Raw genomic sequence first — 23,589 nt, 5'->3', positions numbered from 1 at the left:
CCTTTAGTCATCATAAACCGCTATTGAACGCCACCTCCGAGAGCCTGATAGAGATTTACAATGGCTTGCATCTTATTAAAGTCGTCTCTTATCTTCGCTGTTTGAGCATTTAAGAGAGCTTGCTGCGCTGTTATTACCTCAAGGTAAGTGCTGTTTGACTGATGCAACAGAAGTTTGGTATCTTCTACATTTTTTTGCAACACTTCTATTTGTTTCGCCTCTATCTTGCTCTTTTCATCGGAAGAATGATAAAGCACAAGGGCATTGCTTACCTCGTTTCCTGCCTTTAGAATACTATTTTGCCACGTGTTATAGACTTTTTCGTATTGTGCATTGGCAACACGCAAGCCTGCAACTATCTTCCCTTGTTGGAAGATAGGCTGTACCAAACTACCCACAGCTGATAGCAACCATTTGCCTGGGTTCACCACCATGCTGCCCATACTATTGGTAAAAACGCCTGTAGGTGAGATGGATAGACTGGGATAAAATCTGCTACGAGCCGTCTGCACGTTATAGAAACATTGAGCCAACTGCATCTCCGCCGCATGAACATCAGGACGATTGTTGAGCAACTGGACAGCTATCCCTGTGGAAAAACGCTGCGGTAGGGTTTGATTTTCAAGCTTTCCACGCACAATACTCTGTGCAGGTTGCCCCATGAGGAGTGACAGTGCATTTTCTGTTTCTCGTATTTGTCGTAACAAATCTGCACGTTTTGCCTCAACAGCATAATAATTTGCCTCGGCACTCTGCACGCCAGTAGAGCGGATTCCACGCCCTAAATCCATCAACACCTGCATCTTTTCCCACGTTTCTTTCGTCAATCCGTGCATATCATCCACAATAGCAAGCTGCCTATCCAGCATCAATAAGGTATAATAGAGATTGGCAACACCACTGATGATGTTAATCCTAACCAACTTCTGATAATCTTGTGACGCTAACAAGGCAACCTGAGAGGAACGCTTCTGACTTAAAAGATTTCCGAAAAGGTCGACATTCCAACTCGCTGCAATGGGCAGTTGATAGGTTGTTGTAGCACTTCCGCCATCCCATGAAGCAATAGTTCCTTGGGGTGCGAAGGTGAACGAGGGCAGAAAAGACAATTTCGCAGCCTTGAGCTGGGCTTCTGCCATTTTCACATTCTGTGCTGCATTGAGCAAATCCAAGTTATTGGCAAGTGCTTGCTCTATATGTTTTTGCAGCTGAACATCTGTAAACACTTGACGCCATGGCATGTAGCCGAAACTCAAAGTATCGGTCACTACCAATGTATCTGTTGAAGATTGAATATCACGCACCAGTCCTTCGGCCTTCACAGCTGGTCGCTCGTACACCCCATAGAGACTTTTACAGCCTGTCAAACTCATTGCAGAAATAGCAATCAAGAGGATATTTTTTATTTTCATATCTATCTATTTTTTACGCTTCAACGTGTTCTGGCAAAGGTTTCCGTGCATATTGACGCAACTCAGCTGCCGCTTCCAAATTTTCTTCATCTTCAAACTTTAATGGCTTTATCTTCTCTTGAAGAGCTTGGAAGATGACAAACAGGACGGGAACTACAAACAACTGGCAGAACGTTCCTATCAACATACCGCCCACAGCTGCTGCACCTAAGGTTTGATTACCATTCTTACCAACGCCCATGGCAAACATCATAGGGAGCAAACCTATCACCATTGCCAGAGATGTCATCAAGATTGGGCGCAAACGTGCACCTGCACCAAGAATAGAAGCCCAAGTGATAGCCATACCTGTTTGTCGCCTTTCCAGTGCAAACTGCACAATCAGAATGGCATTCTTTGCTAACAATCCTATCAACATAATCAAGGAAATCTGCATATAGATATCATTGTTATGCCCAAACAGTTGAGTAAACAGGAATGCTCCTGCCAAGCCAAAAGGAATGGAAAGGATGACTGCGAAGGGCAAAAGATAACTTTCGTATTGTGCCGCCAGAATGAGATAAACAAACAACAGACACAAACCAAAGATCATCACCGTTGAGTTACTGGAGCTGTTTTCAGACCTTGACAAACCAGAGAAATCGTATCCATATCCCTGTGGCAAGGTAGTAGCCGCCACCTCTTTGATAGCTTCGATGGCTTCACCCGATGAATAACCGTCATTGACAGTTACAGTTGCGTTGATACTGGTAAACATATTGAAGCGATTCACATTGGACGGGCCATACACTCGCTTGATAGAACAGAATCCATTGATAGGAGCCATGCCAGCAGGAGTACGCACAAAGATGTCATTCATGCCCTCTGGTCGTGCACGACTATCCACATCTCCTTGTATCATCACACGATATAACTTGCCATAGGCATTGAAATTAGACACATACATACCTCCATAATACCCCTGAAGCGTGCTTAACACCGTGGCTGGTGATATACCTACCTGTTTGCATTTAGCCACATCAACGTCAATCATATATTGAGGATAATTAGGATTGTATGAGGTCATCGCCATTTGTATCTCTGGGCGTTTGTTCAATTCTGCCAAGTATTGCTTCGTAATATCAAAGAACTTGCTCAAATCTCCACCCGTCTTGTCTTGCAACACCAATGACACACCATTGCTAACCGAGAAACCAGGTATCATTGGAGGCGCAAATGCTAAGATTTGCGCATCTTTTATTTGAGCCGTTTGCTTATATATCATACCCAAAACAGCCATGGCACTCTGCCCCATGTTGCGATCCTTAAAAGGTTTCAACTTAATGATAAACGTGGCTTGGTCAGAGCCTTGCCCTGCAATGAAGTTGAATCCTTGCAATTGTTCACGGCTCTGAATAGCTGGATTGCTTGCCAGCATAGCGTCAATCTGGTCTACTACCTCTTGCGTTCTCACTGCACTTGTTGCAGGAGGCATAGACACCGTACAGAACAATGTACCCGTATCTTCATTAGGAACCAATCCTGTTTTAGTGGTTTTCATCGTTAAGAACAGGGCAATGGCACCCACCAAAACAAACACACCTGTAAGGATAGGTTTTCTGACAAGCTTTTCTACCCTGTTTTTGTACTTACCCAAAACCTTGTCATAACTCGTATTAAACGACGCATGGAAACGGTCTATCCTGCTCATCTCACGTTCCGACCCGTCCTCATTCTTAGGTTTGAGGAAGATGGCACATAGGGCTGGCGAGAGCGTCAGTGCATTGAGGGCAGAGATGAGGATAGATACTGCCATGGTAACTCCAAACTCTCGATAGAACGTACCTGATGTTCCGCCTATAAAAGAAACGGGGATGAACACGGCAGCCATCACCAATGTAATGGATATAATGGCACCCGCTATCTCGCTCATGGCATCAATACTGGCGGTCATGGTACTCTTATAGCCCAAATCCAACTTGGCATGAACCGCCTCTACCACCACAATGGCATCGTCAACCACAATGGCGATAGCCAGTAACAGTGCCGACAAGGTGAGCAGGTTGATAGAAAAGCCAAACATCTTCAAGAAGAAGAAAGCACCAACTAATGACACTGGAACTGCTATCATCGGGATGATGGTAGAACGGAAGTCTTGTAGGAAAATGTACACCACCAAGAAAACGAGCAACAAAGTGATAACAAGTGTCTTGACAACTTCTGCAATGGAGGCGTACAAGAACTCGGTTACGTCATAGTTAATCTTATATTCCATGCCCGGAGGGAAGTTTTTAGCCTGCTTGTCTAACTCTTCTTTCACCGCCTTAGCAATGACATTGGCATTCGACCCCGCAATTTGTTGCACCATACCCATAGATGAAGGGTTGTTGTTGTTACGCATACTCACCGCATAAGTCAGTCCTCCAAGTTCAATCTTTGCAACATCTTTCAGCTTTAAGGTTTGTCCTGTCTGTGTACTATGCAAGATAATATTGCCAAACTCCTCTGCTGTCTTCAGTCTACCCTTATAGCGCATCACATATTCGTACGCCATATCGCTTTGCTCACCGAACGAGCCAGGTGCCGCTTCGATATTCTGTTCTGCCAGTGCACCCGCAATATCGGTAGGAATTAAGCCGTATTGCTTCATGACATCTGGCTTTAACCATATACGCATAGAATAGGTTTTCATGCCCGGACTCTGCACATCGCCGACCCCTTGGATACGCTTAATGGCTGGAACAATGTTGATGTTGTTATAATTGGTCAAAAACCTGTCATCATATTTACCGTCTTCTGAGGTGAGCGTGTACATAATCACCTGCGACGTTTGGCGTTTAGAAACCGTCACACCGACACGATTCACTTCTGCGGGCAATAGTCCTTGGGCTTGCGAAACACGGTTTTGAACATTGACGGCACACATATCAGGATTAGTTCCCTGTCGGAAGTAAATGGTAATTTGTGCACTTCCTGCATTGGTAGCCGATGAAGTCATGTACTCCATGTTCTCCACTCCATTGATACTCTCCTCAAGAGGAGCCAAGACAGAGTTTTTCACTGTTTCGGCATCTGCGCCAATATAAGTAGTCCATACCGAAATGGTAGGAGGAGCAATGTCTGGATATTGCTCTATAGGAAGCGTTGCCAATCCAATAAATCCCAAGATAACGATGACCACTGAGATAACCGTTGAAAGAACTGGACGCTTAATAAATCTTGTTAATGTCATAATTTATAGTATGTTGTCGTTGGCTCAATCGCCAACATTTTTGTCTTGTCAACGAAACACGACACTTGAAATATCTTTATTTGAAAGCCTCCTTCATCTTACCATAGTCACCTTGAATCTCCCCCAACTTCTCGGCTTCAGCTATTTTCTTTGCATACTGTGCTTCGGTAATGGGCTTAATCTCCATGCTATCAGTTAGCTTCGTAATGCCATGGGTAACGATTCGGTCACCCACTTTCAAACCTCCAGTGACAATAAAGTTCTTCCCATCATTCTGTGGAGCGACTTTAATCTCCTGATACTTCACTTTGTTGTCCTTGCCCACCGTGTACACAAATACCTTGTCTTGCACCTCTGCGGTGTAAGACTGTGGAATGACAATGGCACCTTGGCTCACCTTTGGCACAACAATAGAGCCTGCCCCACCACTCTTCAACAGTTTGTCAGGGTTGGGAAAGCGTGCTATCATAGACAGTGTTCCTGTCGCTTGATCGATGACACCACTCATCTTTACCACCTTACCCGGCTGATTGTAAATTGTGCCATCTGCCAATTGTAACTTTACTGTTGGCATGGAAGCAATAGCCGCCGACACATTGCCAGCAGTCTTTGTCATCTCTAAAACATCTTTTTCAGTCATGGAGAAGTACACTTCCACAGTACTAATATTAGAAACCGTTGTCAATGGCTGTGGACTGGATGCGCTGACCAAGGCTCCTTGCTTAAAAGGAAGGCTACCAACCACTCCTGCCGCAGGACTTTTCACATAACAGAAGTTGAGCATCTCCTTTGCAGAGGCTAAACTTGCTTGTGCTTGTGCCACCGCACTCTTTGCCGTTTCGTACGTGTTCTGTGCAGATTGCAACTCGTATTGCCCTATCACATTACGCTTAAACAGTTGCTCACTATTCTCATACGTTAGCTTTGCAGTCCGCAGTTGCGACTTTGCAGAGTTGACCGCTGCCTGTGCTTGGCGCACTGAGGCTTGGAAAGTGCTGTTATCTATCACGAACAATAGTTGCCCAGCCTTCACGGTTTGTCCCTCTTGTACGAGCAACTTCGTGATGAAACCAGAAACTTTAGGACGAATCTCCACATCCTGAATGCCCTTAATGACCGCAGGATAAGTAGTCTGAGTGGATGAACCTGTACTCTCAACCGTTTGTACTGGAAATTCGTTGTCGCCAAATTTTAGGTTCGGCTTACCTCCGCAGGCGGCTAAAAGCACAGCAAAAGCAGCCAACAAAAACACGTTTTTTCGTCTCATATCCTATTTATTTTTATTATTTCTTCGTTTCTTTCTTTGTCATCCTGAATCGAATACAACAGAAAACTCTAATATGTATTCAAGTTTTTACTTTGCAAAAGTACTTGTTTTTTATGAGAAATGCCGTACCCATTGGGTACTTTTAACAAATATTGCATTGTTTCTAATAAAAAAACGAACAGTTTTATACATCATTACTCTTTACTATATGATTATCTAATAGCGTTGAACGTGAGGACAAGTAAGGAGTTTTATCCGCCAACCAACTTATTCATTGGCGTTGCAAAAAATAGGACAAAAGGACTTCATTATAGTTCACAAAAATGGTAAAAAATCTTGATTTGCTTGCCAAATACTCGCATATTTGGAAACAAGTGCACCTTTGCTCGCAAATACGCGAATTTTACAACTCCTTAAACCTCAAAAGATTATAAAAATAACGCCATATTTTCTTGGATTGAAGACATGCTTTAGTCTTTTTATCTCATTACTTCAAGCCCACTAATGTATGTTCATAATGGCCTTAGAGTGTGTCTTTAGACAGACTAACCCATTGAGTTAACAACACAAGAGCTAAAAAACGGTCCGTTTGAAGCGTTGAGACACCTCCAAAAATTCTATTTTGCAGAATTGAAAACTACCAAAAAGATTTACAAAATTGAGATTGTCTTTTCGTCAAAAATCTACACAAAAAGCAGATGAAATAGCACCTAATAAAGACCTACCTGCATAAAAAATCATAGCTGACAGTTGACGATCGCTCGAAAAGCCTCACTTCTCAAGCCCCATTTTTTTTGCTTTTTCCAAAAGAAGTTTCATCAAGGGTTCGCGTTCGTTAGGCACTTTGTTATCTAATACCGCATCCTTTAACGCCTGCTTCAGTGCTCCCACCTCTTTAGAAGGCTTGAGATGAAACAGCTCCATGATTTCATTCCCGTCAATACAGGGTTGCAGCAAGCGTTTGTAGTCACGCTCCTGCAAGTCATCAAGCTTTGCTCTAACAATTCTGAAATTATCCAAAAAGCGTTTTTTGCGCTGTGAATTCTTGCTGGTAATATCTGCTTCGCACAAAGTCATCAAATCATCTATATCGTCTGCGGCATCATTCATCAACCGGCGTACAGCACTGTCCGTCACCTCATCATCAGCAATTGCAATAGGTCGCATGTGCATATCCACCAACTTTTGCACATATTTCATTTTGGCATCCAACGGGAATTTAAGTCGTCTAAAAATGCCAGGAACCATTTTAGCCCCAATAAAATTGTGGTTATGGAATGTCCACCCCACCAACGAGTCCCAACGCTTGCTGCGTGGCTTGCCTATATCATGAAACAAAGCCGCCCACCGCAACCACAATTTGTCGGTGTGCTGGCAGATATTATCCACCACCTCCAACGTGTGATAAAAATTGTTTTTGTGTGCTCTGCCATTTCTGGTGTCTACTTGATCCATTGCCACCAGCTCGGGTAAGATTAACTCTAACAAGCCACAGCGATACAATTCTATGAAACCTCGACTGGGATGATCGGTCATCATGATTTTGTTCAGCTCGTCAGCAATGCGTTCACCACTCACAATCTTTATACGTTCGGCATTGCGCCTCAATGCTTCAAAAGTTTCGTCTTCAATAAAGAACTTGAGTTGGGTGGAGAAACGAACACATCGAAGCATACGAAGAGGGTCGTCAGAAAAAGTAATATCAGGATCAAGAGGTGTGCGTATCAGTCCGTCTTCCAAATCTAACAATCCATCGAATGGGTCTACCAACTCACCAAAACGTGCCTGATTGAGACAGACCGCCAACGCATTAATAGTAAAATCTCGACGGTTCTGATCGTCTTCTAACGTGCCATTTTCCACCACAGGCTTACGCGAATCGTGGCTGTAACTCTCCTTTCTGGCACCTACAAACTCTATCTCCAGCCCCTTGAACTTAATCTGAGCCGTACCAAAATTGCGAAACACCGAGAGATAGGCACGTTTGCCCAACTTTTGTTTCAATGCAGCTGCAACCTCAATTCCACTACCTACAACAACCACGTCTATATCATTGGATGGACGTTCCAAGAAAAGATCGCGGACATAACCACCCACCACGTAACATTCTACATCTAAATGGTCGGCAACAGCGGATATTTGATGAAAGATATCATTATCTAAAAGATGCGCCAAATCGGCATTCGAAAGATTTCGCATAAGTCAAACGAGAGACTATCCCTGTCTCGTTCGGGATAAAGCTCTCAAGGTTATTTTAATTTTAATAATGAAGACAGACAACAACCGTCTTGAATGATAAAACTTCTTAAGTGGCTGCAAAGTTACTAAAAATAAGCAACGTTTTAGATGCGTTCATGCAGAAAATTAGTATTTTTGCGACATGAAGATTTTTACATGGTTGATATTGTGCGCCTTGACCCTCGTCTCGTGCGCTCCATCTGAAGACGAACAGGCAGCCCACTTGCTCGCTCAAATCAAAGCTCTCTATGAGCGAGGCGAATATATGCAAACACTCGACTCTATTACCGCTTTGAGAATGCAGTTCCCGAAAGCGATAAAGAGCAGGAGAGAAAGCTTGCGCCTATGGCAACAAGCATCACTGAAGTTAGCGCAACACGACATTGCGCAAACCGACTCTGCACTACAAGCTATCCTGAGAGAGATTCCTGGGGAAGACAACTTGTACAAAGCCAACATGATGAGAGTAGAGCGCGACTCCCTGAAAGCCAGATACGAAGCCATGTGTGGCGTGGTGAGAATGATACGAATGAGGCAGAAACAAGATACAAAAGAATATCAGCACGCAGCTAACCAGTAACAATTTCTGACAGACATCATACGAATTGAAGAAAGTTTGTTAATCAATAGGGCATCCTAACGCTTTCTTCATTTTTTGTATCTACACACTTCAAAACTTCTACCCGATAACAAACACAAAATTCACTCGTCACATTCTTTGGCTATTCCAGTAGAATTGATTAAATTTGCACACTATAATATGAACCATACAAAGACAGAAGAGCAGTTTAAGGATGTACTGGCAGAATGCCGGACACTGTTTGAGAATAAGCTCCACGACTACAGTGCATCGTGGCGAATCCTGCGTCCGTCTTCATTGACAGACCAGTTGTTTATCAAAGCCAAGCGCATTCGGTCTATCGAGATGAAAAAGAAAGCCATGATAGAAGAAGGCATACGACCTGAATTCATGGCATTGATTAATTATGGTATTATCGGATTGATACAATTGGAGAAAGGCTTTGTCGACGAAGTTGATATCAATACCACGGAAGCCATGACGCTATACGACCGACATGTACAGGAAGTTTTAGAACTGATGCTCAAGAAAAATCATGATTATGATGAGGCTTGGCGAATGATGCGTGTGAGTAGCTACACCGATTTCATTCTCACAAAAATCCAAAGGATGAAAGAATTGGAGGATATTCACGGACAAGCAATCGTTTCTGAAGGCATAGACTCAAATTTAATGGATATTATCAACTACGCTGTCTTTGGCGTTATCAGGCTTAGTGAATAAAGTGAAGACTATCTTGACCAATGTGTGCCGACTGGTATTAGCCATAACCTTCATCTTTTCGGGTTATGTGAAGGCCATTGACCCATTAGGAACTCAATACAAGATACAAGACTATTTGGAAGCATTGTCATGCCAAGGAATGGTTCCTGACTGGATAACATTGGCTTCTTCCGTGGGATTATCTGCCATAGAGTTCAGTCTTGGGGTGTTTATTCTGTTGGCTATTCGCAGACGACTGGTGTCCAAGATAACACTGACGTTCATGGTTGCTATGACCATCGTCACGCTTTGGCTTGTCATTGCCAACCCCATTAGCGATTGCGGATGCTTTGGCGATGCCATTCATCTGAGCAACATGGAGACTTTAGTCAAGAACATTGTGCTGCTGGGGTGCGCTATTATCATTGCATTATGGCCGTTGCGCATGTGGAGATTTATCTCCAAAACAAACCAATGGATTGTCTTCAACTACACCATTCTCTTCATCATCGCCTCCAGCTTGTATTGTTTATATAAATTACCTTTCTTCGATTTCCGACCTTATCATATAGGAGCGAACATCCCAAAGGGTATGGAAATACCAGAAGATGCTGAACAACCCAAGTTTGAAACAACATTTTTGCTGAAGAAGAATGGAGAAACAAAAGAGTTTACACTTGACAATTACCCTGACTCTACATGGGAATTTGTGGACAGTAAAACGACACAATTAACAGAAGGATACGTGCCTCCCATTCATGATTTCAGCATTCAGACCTTAGAAGGAGAGGATTTAACAGAGGAAATTCTTGCAGATACGAGCTACACTTTCTTGCTCATTTCGCCACATCTGGAGAATGCAAGCGACTTGAATTTTGGCAATATCGACAGAATTTACGAATATGCACAAACCTATGACTATCCATTCTACTGTTTAACGGCAAGTACGAAAGAGAATATCCAACATTGGCAAGACTTAACAGGAGCTGAATATCCGTTTTGCAGAACGGATGAAACAACACTGAAAACCATCATTCGCAGTAACCCAGGCTTGATATTACTGAAAAAGGGTAACATTATCAGGAAGTGGAGTCACCATGATTTGCCTCAGGAAGCAGAACTTCAAAAGCCGTTATATCTGTCAAAAATAGGTACAATAGAAGAGAATAGCATTCCCAAAAGAATGATGATTATCTTTTTGTGGTTCGTGCTTCCCTTATTATTACTTACAATTGCCGACCGTTTATGGGCATGGAGCAGATGGTTAAGATTTAAGCAAAAGAAAAACGAACTGACACAAGAGAAAACAGAAGATAGTATTTCAACTTTAAACAATGATTAGTATATGAGAAAAAAAATTGTAGCAGGAAACTGGAAAATGAATTTGAACCTGCAAGAAGGTGTAGCCTTGGCAAAGGAAATTAATGAAGTATTAAAGGCAGAAAAGCCTAATTGCGGTGTAATTGTATGCACTCCCTTTATCCACTTGGCAAGTGTAGCCGAAGTATTAGACCAAAAGGTGGTTGCATTAGGTGCAGAAAATTGTGCTGACAAAGAGAAGGGAGCCTACACAGGTGAAGTTTCAGCTGAGATGTTGAAAAGCACTGGTGCACAATATGTAATTCTTGGACACTCTGAAAGACGCCAATATTACAAGGAAACTCCAGAGATTTTGAAAGAAAAAGTATTGCTGGCTTTGAAGAACGGACTGAAAGTTATATTCTGTATCGGTGAGACTTTAGAGGAGCGTGAAAGCAACAAGCAGAACGAAGTAGTGAAAGCAGAGCTTGAAGGTTCGGTATTCAATCTCTCCGCAGATGAGTTTAAGAACATCACTATTGCGTATGAGCCTATCTGGGCGATTGGAACAGGAAAGACAGCTACAGCAGAGCAAGCTGAAGAGATACACGCTTTCATTCGTTCTATCATAGCAGAGAAATACGGAAACGAGATAGCACAAGACACAACTATCTTATACGGTGGCAGCTGCAAAGCAAGCAATGCACCCGAACTCTTTGCTAAAGAGAATATAGATGGCGGCTTAATTGGTGGTGCATCATTGAAGTGCGCTGACTTTAAGGGCATCATCGATGCATGGAAGAAGTAAAAACGCTTAGCATGAAGTGAGACATAAGTGAGCAAATTCATTGCTATGTCTCGCTTCATCATTTTTATTTGAAGGAAAACTCACATGAAAAAATTCGTCACTTTATTGTTTATTTTGACATGTGCTACAATTCATAGCGAAGCACAGTCATTCTTGGATCACCTACAGAACAAAGAACCAGGAAAAGCGTCTGTGAAAGTTAGCCAGAGTAAAGATATAGACGAATTGGTTAACGGAAAAGTCAAAATCACCATCACTACGCTACCTCAAGCACCAACTACGAGCAAATCGAAACAAGATGACAAGCCTTCAATCCATCCTCTAACACCACAAAAGCAGGATAAGATTACGGATAAGACGAAAGAAGACAGGAATAATAAGCAGGAAAGTTCTGCCAAAGCCACCGAAAGACGAGCAACAAAAGAGGATACGTCTACCTTTGAATTGGACATTCCTACCATAGATATGCGCAAAAAAGTAATGCGCAAAAGCTACAAAATCAATGGCTATCGGGTACAAGCATTTGCTGGAGGTAACTCGCGAGCAGACAGACTTCGAGCTGAAAGCATCAGAGACAACATCAAACAAGTACTTCCAAACGAACCGATCTATGTACATTTCTACTCGCCAAGATGGATTTGCCGTGTTGGAAACTATCGTAGTTACGAAGAAGCTGCAAGAATACTAAAACAAGTCAAAGGACTTGGGTATAAACAAGCTTGCATTGTTCGAGGAAAAATTACCGTACAATATTAATCATAGAAGCACACAATCCGCATGAATCAAACAAATGAATTTCGCGAAGGCTTGGATGACCTCGCATCACATTATCAAGAAATATTACAATTATTAGGCGAGAATCCAGATAGAGAAGGATTAGAAAAGACACCGATGCGTGTGGCAAAGGCAATGCAGGTACTCACTCGGGGATATACACAAGACCCTAAACGAGTGCTATTGGATGCACTGTTTGAAGAAAAGTATGACCAAATGGTCATTGTAAAAGATATAGACTTCTTTTCTTTATGCGAACATCACATGCTACCCTTTTATGGAAAGGCACACGTAGCTTACATTCCTCATGGACATATCACTGGACTGAGCAAGGTAGCACGCGTGGTAGACATATACAGTCACAGACTTCAGGTGCAAGAACGACTCACCCAACAAGTGAAAGATTGCATACAAGAGGCATTGCAGCCTTTGGGTGTGATGGTTGTCATCGAAGCAAAACACATGTGTATGCAGATGCGAGGAGTTGAAAAACAAAATTCTATCACCACAACGAGTGCCTTTTCTGGTGCTTTTAACCAAGCAAAAACACGTGAAGAGTTTATGAATCTTCTTCGTGGAGAGTCGAGGAAAATTTAATCAAGACATCAGATGAGGAGGATGAGTGGAATACCTCAAGCCATTCAATACAAGATTCATCCTATCAACAAACTATAAAAACGTAACTTTATGAAATTCATATCCTGGAATGTAAATGGTCTTAGAGCCTGCGTAAAAAAGAATTTTCAAGAATCTTTCCAACAACTTGATGCAGATTTCTTCTGCCTTCAAGAAACAAAAATGCAGGAAGGACAGTTGGATTTGCAATTTCCGGGCTATACTTCATATTGGAACTATGCCGAAAAGAAAGGTTATTCAGGAACGGCTATCTACACAAAACACAAACCTATTCATGTGAGCTATGGCTTGGGAATAGAGGAACACGACCAAGAAGGACGTGTGATTACGCTTGAAATGGAAGACTTTTTCTTGATCACCGTGTATGTTCCCAACTCACAAGATGAACTTAGAAGACTTGATTACCGCATGAAATGGGAGGATGATTTTCGTGCTTATATTACCCAACTCGACCAAATCAAGCCAGTAATCATTTGTGGAGACCTGAATGTTGCGCATGAAGAGATTGACTTGAAGAACCCAAAGACAAACAAACGCAATGCTGGTTTTACAGACGAAGAACGCGATAAGATGACCAGATTGCTAGACAACGGCTTCATAGACACATTCCGTTACCTTTATCCAGAGCAGATTACATACTCATGGTGGTCGTATAGATTCAGGGCAAGAGAAAAGAATGCAGGCTGGCGTATCGACTATTTCCTTATTTCAGAACGGTTGAAAGAACGCTTACACGATGCAAAGATTCATACCGAGATAATGGGTAGCGACCATTGCCCCGTAGAATTGGAGCTGAAGTAAAAGATAATTGGTACTGAAATAAAAGCTAAAAGAAGGCGTCGCAGCAGTCTCCAGTACGATTGCTCCACTTCATTCACTGCCCTGCTGTCGTAGGTTGAAGCAAAATGTCGGCTAAGGTTGTCCCCACCGCAAAGGCATTCAAATCCACATGATGATTGATACCATCCACCCAACCATACTGATCACGTTGCCAAATAAAGTGCCGATGTGCGCCTTTTACTATCGGAGCTTCCTCACTGTACCGTGCTATAAAGAGAGGAAGTTTGTCAAAACGTGGCGATAGATGCGCATTATAGAAGCGAGAGTCTGCATACAACAATGGATAACGACCATAATGTTGCTTCACCAACCATAGAAAAACCGCCAAGCTGTCTTGCAGCTGTTGCTTGCTCCAACCCTTTACTCCAACCCATTCTACATCAACCATCGGCAGTAAATCTTGCGGATGTTGACTCATGTGAGCCTTAAAGTGGTTGAATTGACGATGCACAGAACTGGTAGAAGTAAGGAAATGATAAGAGCCAACATGGAGTCCCACTTCCTTGGCACCACTCATATTGCGATGATAAAACGTATCTACGTGGGTACTCCCTTCTGTTGCTTTGACATAAACAAACTGAATACAGGTGTCACTTGCCACCAAAGCCCAGTCAATTTCTCCTTGATAATGCGAAACGTCTATTCCATCATAATGATAACGATTGCGCACATGGGCTGCCACTACTCCATCATGACTTCCTAAATTCCACCTATACAACAAGCTTCTATATTGTTCTGGAAATAAAATAATCAAAAAACAGAATAGAATAAATAGAGCGGAAACAGAGATTCCCCCTCCCCTTAGCCACCTTTTCCTTTTGGATGACTCATGATGATGATGCTTATTTGACGGTGAAATGGGCATGATTACCTAAGGATTACACTCACAATGATTCGCAATGCCGTACATGATTCATAGCATGGAGACATTTATTGATGAGTTTTATTTGTATGAACCAACTTCCCACTAAAGGAGATGGGGTCGCGTTGTTGCGACCTTACAACCAAATCTACATGACCGTTCATAAAAACATCAAGCTGATACGTAAACCGATCTTCATCATTTCGTACATCAATGTTTAGTCTGGCAAATCCTTTTTTGGAATAGTGTAACTGATAATCCTGTATGGGTGCTTGAAAAACTAAACCTTTCCCACCCCCATAAGGAATGCTGTACGCACGCCCATAGTAAGGAAGATTAGAATATAAAGTGTCACCCGAAAGCTTCAACCCATAGCGATCTTGTAAATACCTCATACGCATGCGGAGCGGCATCACATAGGTCATTTCTGCTTCCCATGTTCTACTCTCCAAGACATGAGCAACCGTTGATGCCGTATCCAAACGTTGTGCTGCCTTTTGACGACTACTCAGTTGCGTCACACCGCATCCACTGACTATCAATAAGAGTAGATATATCCAACATTGTTTTATCATAGTTGCCTCCAATTTTCGGCTAAGATACAAAAAATCTAAGACTTTGAAAACATCGCTGAACAATATTTAGACTGCTGTGCGTTCGTGTTTCATTCAGTTGAAAAGAGATAGACTCACAAGAAACAACATCTCCTTATGAGTCTACCACGATTACAGCTACTATTTTTTGCAGGTTTTCATCCCTTATCTTTTGATATATTTATGCCCATTTTGAATCACTACGCCATGATGATGACGATTTACTCGCTTTCCTGACAGGTCAAACATCGGCTTCAAAACATCCAACTGAGTTCTATCCGACGTTACTCGATAGATGTATGTTGGCGCTTTCTTACCCGTCAATTTCAAATTCATAATCTCCCAAGTAGGTGCACAAGCCGTTGTACTCTTATAGACAAAGGCTATCTGCACCTGTTTTCCAGCAAACTCGGTCAAATCAACTTCTGTCGGCACAAAGGTCCAATTATCTTGGTGAGGAATATCCACCGAACAATTCTTCCAATGCGTTCCGCCGTCGTCACTCACACAAACGGACAAAAAATCCTTTGCTCTATTCTTATATGTTTTTAAGAAATTACATGCTTGTTCAAAGGTTAAAACAGCTTGGGTGTACGAAGTTAAGTCGATGACAGGAGATATCAACCAACTTTCTGCTGCTTGATTCTGACTCTGTACATAGGCTGAAGCTTTCATGCACGACACATAATTGTTTTTATAGGGTGACCACACGTAGCGCATGTCAGCAGACAAACTTTTATCATCCACCGTAAACTTTCCGCGTCCACCTGCAAACGACTCTTGCAGTAGGGTCTCTTCTGTTACCGAAGGCTGTGGCTCTACACCCGGTTGAGGGTCAGGTGAAGGAACAACTGTCGCATGACCGCCTTGATAATGATTATAACTAAAAGCTACAGATACAGAATCTCCCCACAGATAATCCTCCAATTCTGGATAGTCCACAAAGGGGTTTCTATTGCCTTGCACCTTGTAGACAGCTTCATTTCTTGCTTTTTCTTTCTCACTCACAGGGTCTTGTTTAGCCCATTTCATGAGCATATCCATCTGCCACTTTACATATGGGCGGTATTTGTTGTGTGACATCACGTCGCTGTTCCAATTGGCAATCTGACTTTCATAACAGGTCGCCATATAAAAATACACGCGTGCCAAATCTCCTTTGTATTCATCATTCGGCTCGAAGACAGTTCCCGAATATCCCGGTAGTGTACACTTTCCTAACTTGCTATACCCATTGTTAGACTGATACTTCTCACCTTTCGTCTCTCCATAGGGAAAATTGCTCCGCCGATTGTTCACATAACCATCCGATGGCATCACATGGAAAGCATCGGAAAACATAGGTGAAGCTGAATTAAACCAGCTTTTTGGCATGGTATGCTCACGGTTGTACGTATCACCCTCACCACGGCAATTGGCGCTATGTGCACTGCCACCAATCACATAATTAGTGGTGTTCGAGTAGATATCGTACAATTTCCCGTCTGGACGCCTGTCCGTTGTTCGATAAACCGTCCACAATTCTTTATACGACTTGACCTTTGGAGCCATGATTACCTGATGAAATGCGGTTTTCAATGCTGCACCTTTCAACCCATCTGTACGTTGATAATAAGTTCCTGTACCATTTGGACCCTGCGCCCAGATAACAGAAGATGTGAATACAAGTACACCTATAAATATTTGTCTTTTTATGTTTCTTAATTGCATCACGAAGCTGAGAAATGTAAATATTAATGATATGAACGAAAAGAAAGTTGTCACATGTGTCCGATACGAACAAATAATGAGTCATATCTGCGACAAAAATACAAAGATTTTTACGCTTACGGAACATTTCTGCATACTTTTTCTTCCTTATAGGCAAACAGTTGGTGTAGCTGAAAGCACACAGACTTGAGGGAAAATAGTCTGTTTTGGTAAGCAAAACAGTCTATTTTACACCACAAAATAGTCTGTTTTGGATGCTTCATGTGTTCCTTTCGTGTCTGTAGGAGTTTCGAACAACAAGGGTGCAACGATGTACTGAGGTCGTATCCGCAAAAAGCATGCGCCAAAACTATAAAAAAAATCCTAACGTTGTGCTTGTTCCGTAGACTCAAAATAGGAGAAACAATCCGCCTAAGCCCTACAAGAACACAACGTTAGGAAGGCTAACTCTTCGCTAAATACTAAAAGGTGATGAATCGAGAGCCGTCCTCTTGCTCCATGATGTGCACCTTTACGGCGTCTTTTGGCAGCAAGCCTTCTATCAGTTCGGGCCACTCTAAGAAGCAAAGTCGTCCACTGTAGAAGTAATCTTCATAACCCATATCAAACACTTCTTCTACCTTTTTAATCCGATAAAAATCGAAATGGTAAATCGAGTCGTCTAACTTGTTTGAATAGTACTCATTCACAATGGAGAAAGTGGGCGACGTAATGACATCGTCTACCTGCAAACACTCACAAATAGCCTTGATAAAGGTGGTCTTCCCTGCGCCCATTTTTCCATAAAAAGCAAATACATTGCCTTTACCCATGTTTTCAATAAACTGCTGTGCAGCCTCATGAATATGATCTAATGATTCAATTTTAATATCCATATCATTATTGTTTTAATATTTTCCTATCTGTTCTTTGGTCTTAACTCGTTTTTTCGGTGTCAGCGTAATGAGTGGCACCAACATTTCTTCCATACTAATGCCTCCATGCTGAAAAGTATCTTTGTAATAAGCTACATAATAATTATAGTTATTTGGATAAGCCAAGAAGGTGTCACCCGTAGCAAATACATAAGTTGTGCTAATATTTGGAGACGGCAATTGCGCTAAAGCAGGTTTTTTGATTGTAAACACTTCTTTGGCTGAATAATTGAGATTTTTGCCCAATTTATAGCGCAAATTCGTATTCGTATTACGGTCTCCAATAATTTTAACAGGCTTTGAAGCCCTGATACTGCCGTGGTCGGTCGTTAAAATGACTTTATAATTTGCCTGTGCCAAGAGCTTCATCAGCTCTGACATCATAGAGTGTCGAAACCAACTCTTCGTGATACTTCGATAAGCAGATTCGTTGTTTGCTAATTCTCGTACCATCTTAGACTCCGTACGTGCATGAGAGAGCATGTCGATGAAGTTGACTACCAAGACATTCAAATCGTTTTTGGACAGTTCGTGCAGTTGGTCAAAAAACTTATCAGCACCGCCCGAATCATTCACCTTATGATAACTAAAACTATCATGACGCCGATAACGCTCTATCTGTGTCTTTATCAACGGTGCTTCATTCAGGTTTTTGCCTTCCTCTTCATCTTCATCAACCCATAAATCGGGGAACATTTCGACAATTTGTTGTGGCATCAATCCGCTGAAAATGGCATTGCGCGCATACTGTGTAGCCGTGGGTAGGATGCTACAATATAGGTCATCGTCTATCTCGAACATATCACTCAAATCGTTGGCAATAGCTCGCCATTGGTCATATCTAAAGTTGTCTATGACTATAAGGAACACTTTTTCGCCTTGATCGAGCAGCGGGAATATCTTTGTCTTAAAGATATCAGGACTGAGCAGTGGACGAGTTGTTTGATGAGGAGCCACCCAATCTAAATAATGTTTGCTTATATATTTGGCAAAGCCTTGGTTGGCATCCTCCTTTTGCATTTGCAACATTTCTGTCATGTTACTATTTGCAGCACTCAATTCCAATTCCCAATGTACCAAACGCTTGTAAATACCTTTCCAGTCTTCCAGCGTTTGACAGTCCATCATCTGCATGGCAATAGCTTGAAAACTTTGCTGATAACCATATTGTGTGACCTCTGTTACGATTTCTCGACGATGGATATTCTTTTTAAGCGTTAGAAGAATTTGGTTTGGATTAACTGGTTTAATCAGATAATCAGCAATTTTCGACCCGATGGCTTGCTCCATGATATTCTCCTCTTCGCTATTCGTCACCATTACCACGGGTGTTGCAGGGTGAATCTCCTTGATTTGTTGTAAGGTCTCAAGCCCTGTAAGACCGGGCATCATCTCATCGAGCAACACCAAGTCGAAGGTCTGTTCCTGACAAGCCTCGATGGCATCCGCACCATTGCTCACTGTAACCACTTCGTAACCTTTCTTTTCCAAGAAGAGGATATGCGCACGAAGCAAGTCAATCTCATCATCTACCCACAATAATAATCCGTTACTCATCTCTAAAATCCTTCTAAATCATAATATTCATCGCCAAAATCTATCACTTTAGGCTCTGCTTTTTTCTTCTTCTTTTTATTCTTATCCGTAGTTTTATCTGCGGTCTTTGGCTTACCTGTCTTGTCTTTAGCGGTCTTGCCATCCTCAAAATAGATAATCGTCTCACCCACTCGTTGCGGTTGCTGTTTATTCGGCTCTTGCTTAGACTTTGCTTTAGCGGGCTGAACAGGCTGGGTTGGCACCTTTTGGGGTGACTTTTTCGCATTCGCCGGCAATGGCTTTGTCGACTTTGTTTTGGAAGAATCGGCAGGCAGCGGCGTCTTTGAAGTTGTACGAGAAGCCAATGGAATCACCGTTTCTCCACTGTTGCTTTCCTTTTTAGGCTGCTCTACTGGGACGATTGTACTGCCTTGAGTGGTCGATGACTTCGCATCTTCCGCTGGAATCACATAAGTTCCACTATCTAAAGGCTTATTTTCCAAACCGTTATCAATAAAGGTAGCATCATCAAGCAACCTATCTACCTCTTCAAGAGTGGGCTTAGGTTGTGCCTGTGTCTTTACCTCTGTGGGTTCGGCCAATAGTTGGAAAGTACTAATCTTTAATGGAGCAAAGTGCTTGGCATAATATTTATCGTAATCATCGTAACTGAAATTCGTTCCCAACAGCTCAAGATTCACATCACTGATGACAAAAGTACGGGCGTGCTTCAATAGGGATGCCAGCTCTCTCTGCTTGTGAAAAGCACGTGCATACTGCAAGGCTTCATCGAAATTGAGGAATCCTGCTATCTTCATGAGATGCAAACCAAAATCGTCTTGCGTTATGACGACATCGAAATTACGAACCACATACTGGGTAAAGTTGTATTTGGCAACACGATACAGCAACTGATTTTCATTCACAGAATCAGGATGATAAGCAATGATAAACGTGAAATTGGTGTTGCGCTCGTTGCTGAATGTTCGCTTGGCAATCGAGTCGCTATCACTTAACACAGCAGCCCGACGCGACCACACGTCTCCTATATCGAACTTACCTCCACGCAACTTCCGACCCGCTTGCACACCATTGATAATCATACCCGCCAAAGGACTGAGTTTACTCTCTGGATATTTTTCCACCAACGTATGAAGATCTGCCAAGCATTGAGTAGCATCACCACGATTCAACTTACCCAATCCACCAATAAGAAGGAATTTATCACGGTTTGCACCCAGTGGGAAACGTGTCTCGGAAATATGCGTATTCGTCAGCACCTCATCGTATCGGTCGGCTTTGAAAGCGTTGTATGTGGCAGCATAAATCGAGTCTTCAATGTGTACACCCAACTTTGCATTCTCCTGAAAATAGGGGTCAGTGAGCAAAACAGTCCACTCACTCTTCGGAAATTGCGTCTTTAAGCGCTGCACATAACCGTTTGCCAGTGTCGGTTGGTGTAGCCTCGAATAGAGCAAGAATAAATGATAGTAAGCCAAATCCATGTGCTCGTACGTTGGATATTGCTCTACCAATCGTCGCAAGGCTTTCTCTCCAAGGCGTAAGTTATCTAATTTATCCTTAAATATCACCCCTGCATGATACAAACCATCCATAATCAGTTGGTTGCTGGCAGCCACTTGATCTGGTGTAAAGGGTATCTGAGCCAAATAAAAAGCACGCTGATGAGGGTCGTTCTGCGCACTATCGGGAACCTGTTGCAAAGAGTCTTCCATACTCTCTTGCTGCCGAATGGAGTCAAGTTGCAATTCTGATAGTTCTTGTTGCTGCCCTAAAGAGACAACAGTCTTGTTGATACGTTGCCAATTATCCACATTTTCTCGCTTTCCCCACAAACGTTGAAATGCCGTTTTGCCTTGGTTAACTGCCATGGGATTATAAAAATACCACTCTCCAGATCGTTGTCCGTTGACATTGGGCAATGTGTTACGCTTCGTCATCCTTTCCTGTGGGTCAAAGGGAGTATTGAAATCGTCTTGTGATTCCTGTCTTGTTGATTGCATCGCCAACAAGTCTGCTTCTTCTTTTTCTTTCTTTTTCAACGCCTTGATTACCCTGTCTATTGCCGCATTACGTTGCGCTTCGGGCATTTTAGCCAAGACTTGCAGCGAATCTTGCAGCTGAACTGCATTCGTATATGGCACCAACTCATCCAGTATTTCGGAGCGTCGAGCCATTTGTCCATAGTCTTCACGATCTTTATCTAAAAGACCTATTGCCTCTCCATAACACCGTTTGGCATCGTCATACTTCTCACGATTCCAATACAAATCACCTAATTTCAACAGTAACACGCCCTTCTCGATGCCAGAACGTGTAGCACGCTTGTTGCCTTCTTCGAACGCATCAATGGCTCTTAACGTATCTTTTTGTCCCAAATAGATATTACCTATGGCATAATACACCTGATCTAAATAATCTTTGTTATTGTCATTGGCAGCCATGTGATGTAGCTTACGAATCATCTGATGCCCCTGTGTTCCAGCCATCACTTTGGTCATGGCTATCCGTGCATTAAACTCAATCTGATAAGGTGGATGCAACCTAATGACTCGCCGATAAGCCTGATAAGCAAGTTCTTTTTGATTGATAGCCTCGTACAACTGTCCCAACAAGAAATACTGTCGTGCTTTCTGTCGACGACGCATCTCATGTTTGATAACTTTACGAAGATAGGGAATGGCTTTTGCATACTCCTTCGTATGGATATAATAATCGGTATAAGTATAATCCCATTCCTTTTGGGCTTGCCAATGCACTGAATCTCGCTCCATATTGCGAATAACATCCTCCGCATCGTATAACCATCCTTGTTCTATATAGCTTTTTGCCAACCATGCACGTGCCCTTCCATAAATAGAAGGTTGCGTTTGATAAAGTCTACTCATATAAGAAAAGGTAGATACAGCTTCATCAAAAGCCCCAGAATGAAATTGGGCTCGCCCCATCAACATCCATGCTTTCCACAAAAACGGATTATACTCTTTCCGATTGAGCCATTCTCTGTCCTTTGCAGTCTTACGCTTTCCTGACCGCCATTCGGGTCTTTTCTTGATGCTATGCAGTTTGATAGCCTTCTTACTTTTCTCCACTGCACGTTCAAAATTCGCCTTTCCTATCTCTCGACTACTTTTACTACCCACAGGATAAAGTGGAAGAAGTTCTGTAAAATTGTCTTGATGACCGTTCTCTTTCTCTAAAGAGGCATCAATGTAAGCCACAGTTCCATTGTAATATGTATTATAGCGCGCATTAAAAGCATGCCACCACCTGCTCCGCGCAGTGTTTTTCTGCGTGGAACAACCTGATGCTAAGAATAAAAGTATGATTATCTGAATCAGGAAAGCGACGTATCTAAGCTGCCATAACCTCATTATTATTAAACTTATTCCTTAACACTTTTATTACTTTGAGCAAACCATAAATCAAGATACTCACAAAGATAATGGCGGCACCTGACGGAATATTCAGCATGTAACTAATGCTTAGTCCTACTAAACAATCTATCCAACCAAAGAAGATACTCCACAAAATTATTCGTTTGAAACGATATGTAAACAGATTAGCAGTCATCTGTGGGATGGTGAGCAAGCTAATAGCCAGCACAATGCCCACCATTCGGAGGGTGGCAACAATGGTCATGGCAATTAAAATCATCATGAGATATTCAATAGCTGTTACTGGCAATTGCTGCGATTGTGCAAAACGGCTGTCGAAAGCAACGCTAAGAATGGCTCTAAATAGTAAGGTAAACACAACTATCACAAAGACCGTGAGTACCAACAGAAACAAAATATCGGCAGAACCTATCGACAAAATGCTACCAAACAGAAAAGAAGGAAGGTCGGGAAGGAACCCTGGAGTAAGGTAACAACAAATAATTCCTACACTCATCCCAAGCGTCCAAAACATAGCAATGGCAGAGTCAATACGCACATTGTACTGGTTGGACATCCATTGAATGCCACATGCGCTAAAAATAGCAAATGCCAAAGCAGACAAAATAGGGTTGACTCCCAAGAGAACTCCCATTCCTACTCCTCCGAACGAAGCATGAGTAATGCCACCACTGATGAGGACTAATCGACGTGCCACAATGTAAGTTCCGATAAAACCACATAAGACACTTGCCAATAAAGCGCCTATCAGTGCATTTTGAAAGAAAGTATAGCTCAGTATTTCCATT

Annotated in this window: 18 protein-coding genes; 7 read left to right on the top strand and 11 right to left on the bottom strand. The window is 42.4% G+C overall.

What is annotated here, in order from left to right; translation table 11 throughout:
- Positions 1–20 precede the first annotated feature (20 nt).
- The 4 genes from BN35_RS03275 to BN35_RS03260 form a co-directional block, all read right to left on the bottom strand.
- Complete coding sequence (locus tag BN35_RS03275; protein ID WP_028900965.1) at positions 21–1,412, bottom strand: efflux transporter outer membrane subunit; 1,392 nt, start codon at positions 1,410–1,412, stop codon at positions 21–23.
- Positions 1,413–1,425: 13 nt separating this feature from the next.
- Positions 1,426–4,623 (bottom strand): efflux RND transporter permease subunit, encoded by a 3,198-nt coding sequence (locus BN35_RS03270; RefSeq protein WP_028900966.1) that lies wholly within the window; start codon positions 4,621–4,623, stop codon positions 1,426–1,428.
- A 76-nt stretch (positions 4,624–4,699) separates the two neighbouring features.
- On the bottom strand, positions 4,700–5,890 hold the full coding sequence (locus BN35_RS03265) for an efflux RND transporter periplasmic adaptor subunit (RefSeq protein ID WP_028900967.1): 1,191 nt from the start codon (positions 5,888–5,890) through the stop codon (positions 4,700–4,702).
- Between the two features lie 771 nt (positions 5,891–6,661).
- Positions 6,662–8,089, bottom strand: a complete 1,428-nt coding sequence (locus tag BN35_RS03260; RefSeq protein WP_025072126.1) for a CCA tRNA nucleotidyltransferase — start codon at positions 8,087–8,089, stop codon at positions 6,662–6,664.
- A gap of 181 nt (positions 8,090–8,270) precedes the next feature.
- Between BN35_RS03260 and BN35_RS03255 the strand changes: the two genes are divergently transcribed.
- The 7 genes from BN35_RS03255 (at position 8,271) to BN35_RS03225 (ending at position 13,728) form a co-directional block, all read left to right on the top strand.
- Complete coding sequence (locus tag BN35_RS03255) at positions 8,271–8,708, top strand: hypothetical protein (protein ID WP_025072127.1); 438 nt, start codon at positions 8,271–8,273, stop codon at positions 8,706–8,708.
- A 180-nt stretch (positions 8,709–8,888) separates the two neighbouring features.
- Positions 8,889–9,431 (top strand): DUF1599 domain-containing protein, encoded by a 543-nt coding sequence (locus tag BN35_RS03250; protein ID WP_008122821.1) that lies wholly within the window; start codon positions 8,889–8,891, stop codon positions 9,429–9,431.
- Positions 9,406–10,752: a BT_3928 family protein gene (locus BN35_RS14405; protein WP_028900968.1), complete on the top strand. Its 1,347-nt coding sequence runs from the start codon at positions 9,406–9,408 to the stop codon at positions 10,750–10,752. Before BN35_RS03250 ends, BN35_RS14405 begins: the two co-directional genes overlap by 26 nt.
- 3 nt (positions 10,753–10,755) lie before the next feature.
- Complete coding sequence (tpiA, locus tag BN35_RS14400; protein ID WP_025072128.1) at positions 10,756–11,517, top strand: triose-phosphate isomerase; 762 nt, start codon at positions 10,756–10,758, stop codon at positions 11,515–11,517.
- Between the two features lie 84 nt (positions 11,518–11,601).
- Positions 11,602–12,273: an SPOR domain-containing protein gene (locus BN35_RS03235; RefSeq protein ID WP_025072129.1), complete on the top strand. Its 672-nt coding sequence runs from the start codon at positions 11,602–11,604 to the stop codon at positions 12,271–12,273.
- A gap of 21 nt (positions 12,274–12,294) precedes the next feature.
- Positions 12,295–12,888, top strand: coding sequence for a GTP cyclohydrolase I FolE (gene folE / locus BN35_RS03230; RefSeq protein ID WP_025072130.1), 594 nt, complete (start codon positions 12,295–12,297; stop codon positions 12,886–12,888).
- Positions 12,889–12,978: 90 nt separating this feature from the next.
- Positions 12,979–13,728 (top strand): exodeoxyribonuclease III, encoded by a 750-nt coding sequence (locus BN35_RS03225; RefSeq protein WP_025072131.1) that lies wholly within the window; start codon positions 12,979–12,981, stop codon positions 13,726–13,728.
- 73 nt (positions 13,729–13,801) lie between these two features.
- Here BN35_RS03225 and BN35_RS03220 read toward each other — a convergent pair whose 3' ends face one another.
- The 7 genes from BN35_RS03220 to BN35_RS03190 form a co-directional block, all read right to left on the bottom strand.
- On the bottom strand, positions 13,802–14,485 hold the full coding sequence (locus BN35_RS03220) for a glycoside hydrolase family 25 protein (RefSeq protein WP_036893297.1): 684 nt from the start codon (positions 14,483–14,485) through the stop codon (positions 13,802–13,804).
- Positions 14,486–14,697: 212 nt separating this feature from the next.
- Positions 14,698–15,204: a DUF4251 domain-containing protein gene (locus BN35_RS03215; RefSeq protein WP_036893295.1), complete on the bottom strand. Its 507-nt coding sequence runs from the start codon at positions 15,202–15,204 to the stop codon at positions 14,698–14,700.
- A 183-nt stretch (positions 15,205–15,387) separates the two neighbouring features.
- On the bottom strand, positions 15,388–16,932 hold the full coding sequence (locus BN35_RS12750) for an endonuclease (RefSeq protein WP_051275178.1): 1,545 nt from the start codon (positions 16,930–16,932) through the stop codon (positions 15,388–15,390).
- Between the two features lie 461 nt (positions 16,933–17,393).
- Positions 17,394–17,807 carry a tRNA (adenosine(37)-N6)-threonylcarbamoyltransferase complex ATPase subunit type 1 TsaE gene (tsaE, locus tag BN35_RS03205; RefSeq protein ID WP_025072135.1) on the bottom strand — a complete coding sequence of 138 codons (414 nt, stop codon included), beginning with the start codon at positions 17,805–17,807 and terminating at the stop codon, positions 17,394–17,396.
- Positions 17,808–17,819: 12 nt separating this feature from the next.
- Complete coding sequence (gene porX / locus BN35_RS03200) at positions 17,820–19,403, bottom strand: T9SS response regulator signal transducer PorX (protein ID WP_025072136.1); 1,584 nt, start codon at positions 19,401–19,403, stop codon at positions 17,820–17,822.
- 2 nt (positions 19,404–19,405) lie between these two features.
- Positions 19,406–22,777 (bottom strand): type IX secretion system periplasmic lipoprotein PorW/SprE, encoded by a 3,372-nt coding sequence (gene porW, locus BN35_RS03195; RefSeq protein ID WP_025072137.1) that lies wholly within the window; start codon positions 22,775–22,777, stop codon positions 19,406–19,408.
- Positions 22,758–23,588 carry a metal ABC transporter permease gene (locus BN35_RS03190; RefSeq protein WP_025072138.1) on the bottom strand — a complete coding sequence of 277 codons (831 nt, stop codon included), beginning with the start codon at positions 23,586–23,588 and terminating at the stop codon, positions 22,758–22,760. The genes porW and BN35_RS03190 overlap by 20 nt, the downstream gene beginning before the upstream one ends.
- Position 23,589 lies beyond the last annotated feature (1 nt).

The sequence above is a fragment of the Hoylesella timonensis 4401737 = DSM 22865 = JCM 15640 genome (genome assembly GCF_000455445.1).
Classification (GTDB): Bacteria; Bacteroidota; Bacteroidia; order Bacteroidales; family Bacteroidaceae; genus Prevotella; species Prevotella timonensis.
Note: the sequence above shows the minus strand (reverse complement) of the source record. Positions and strands in the feature narration are given on the sequence as shown.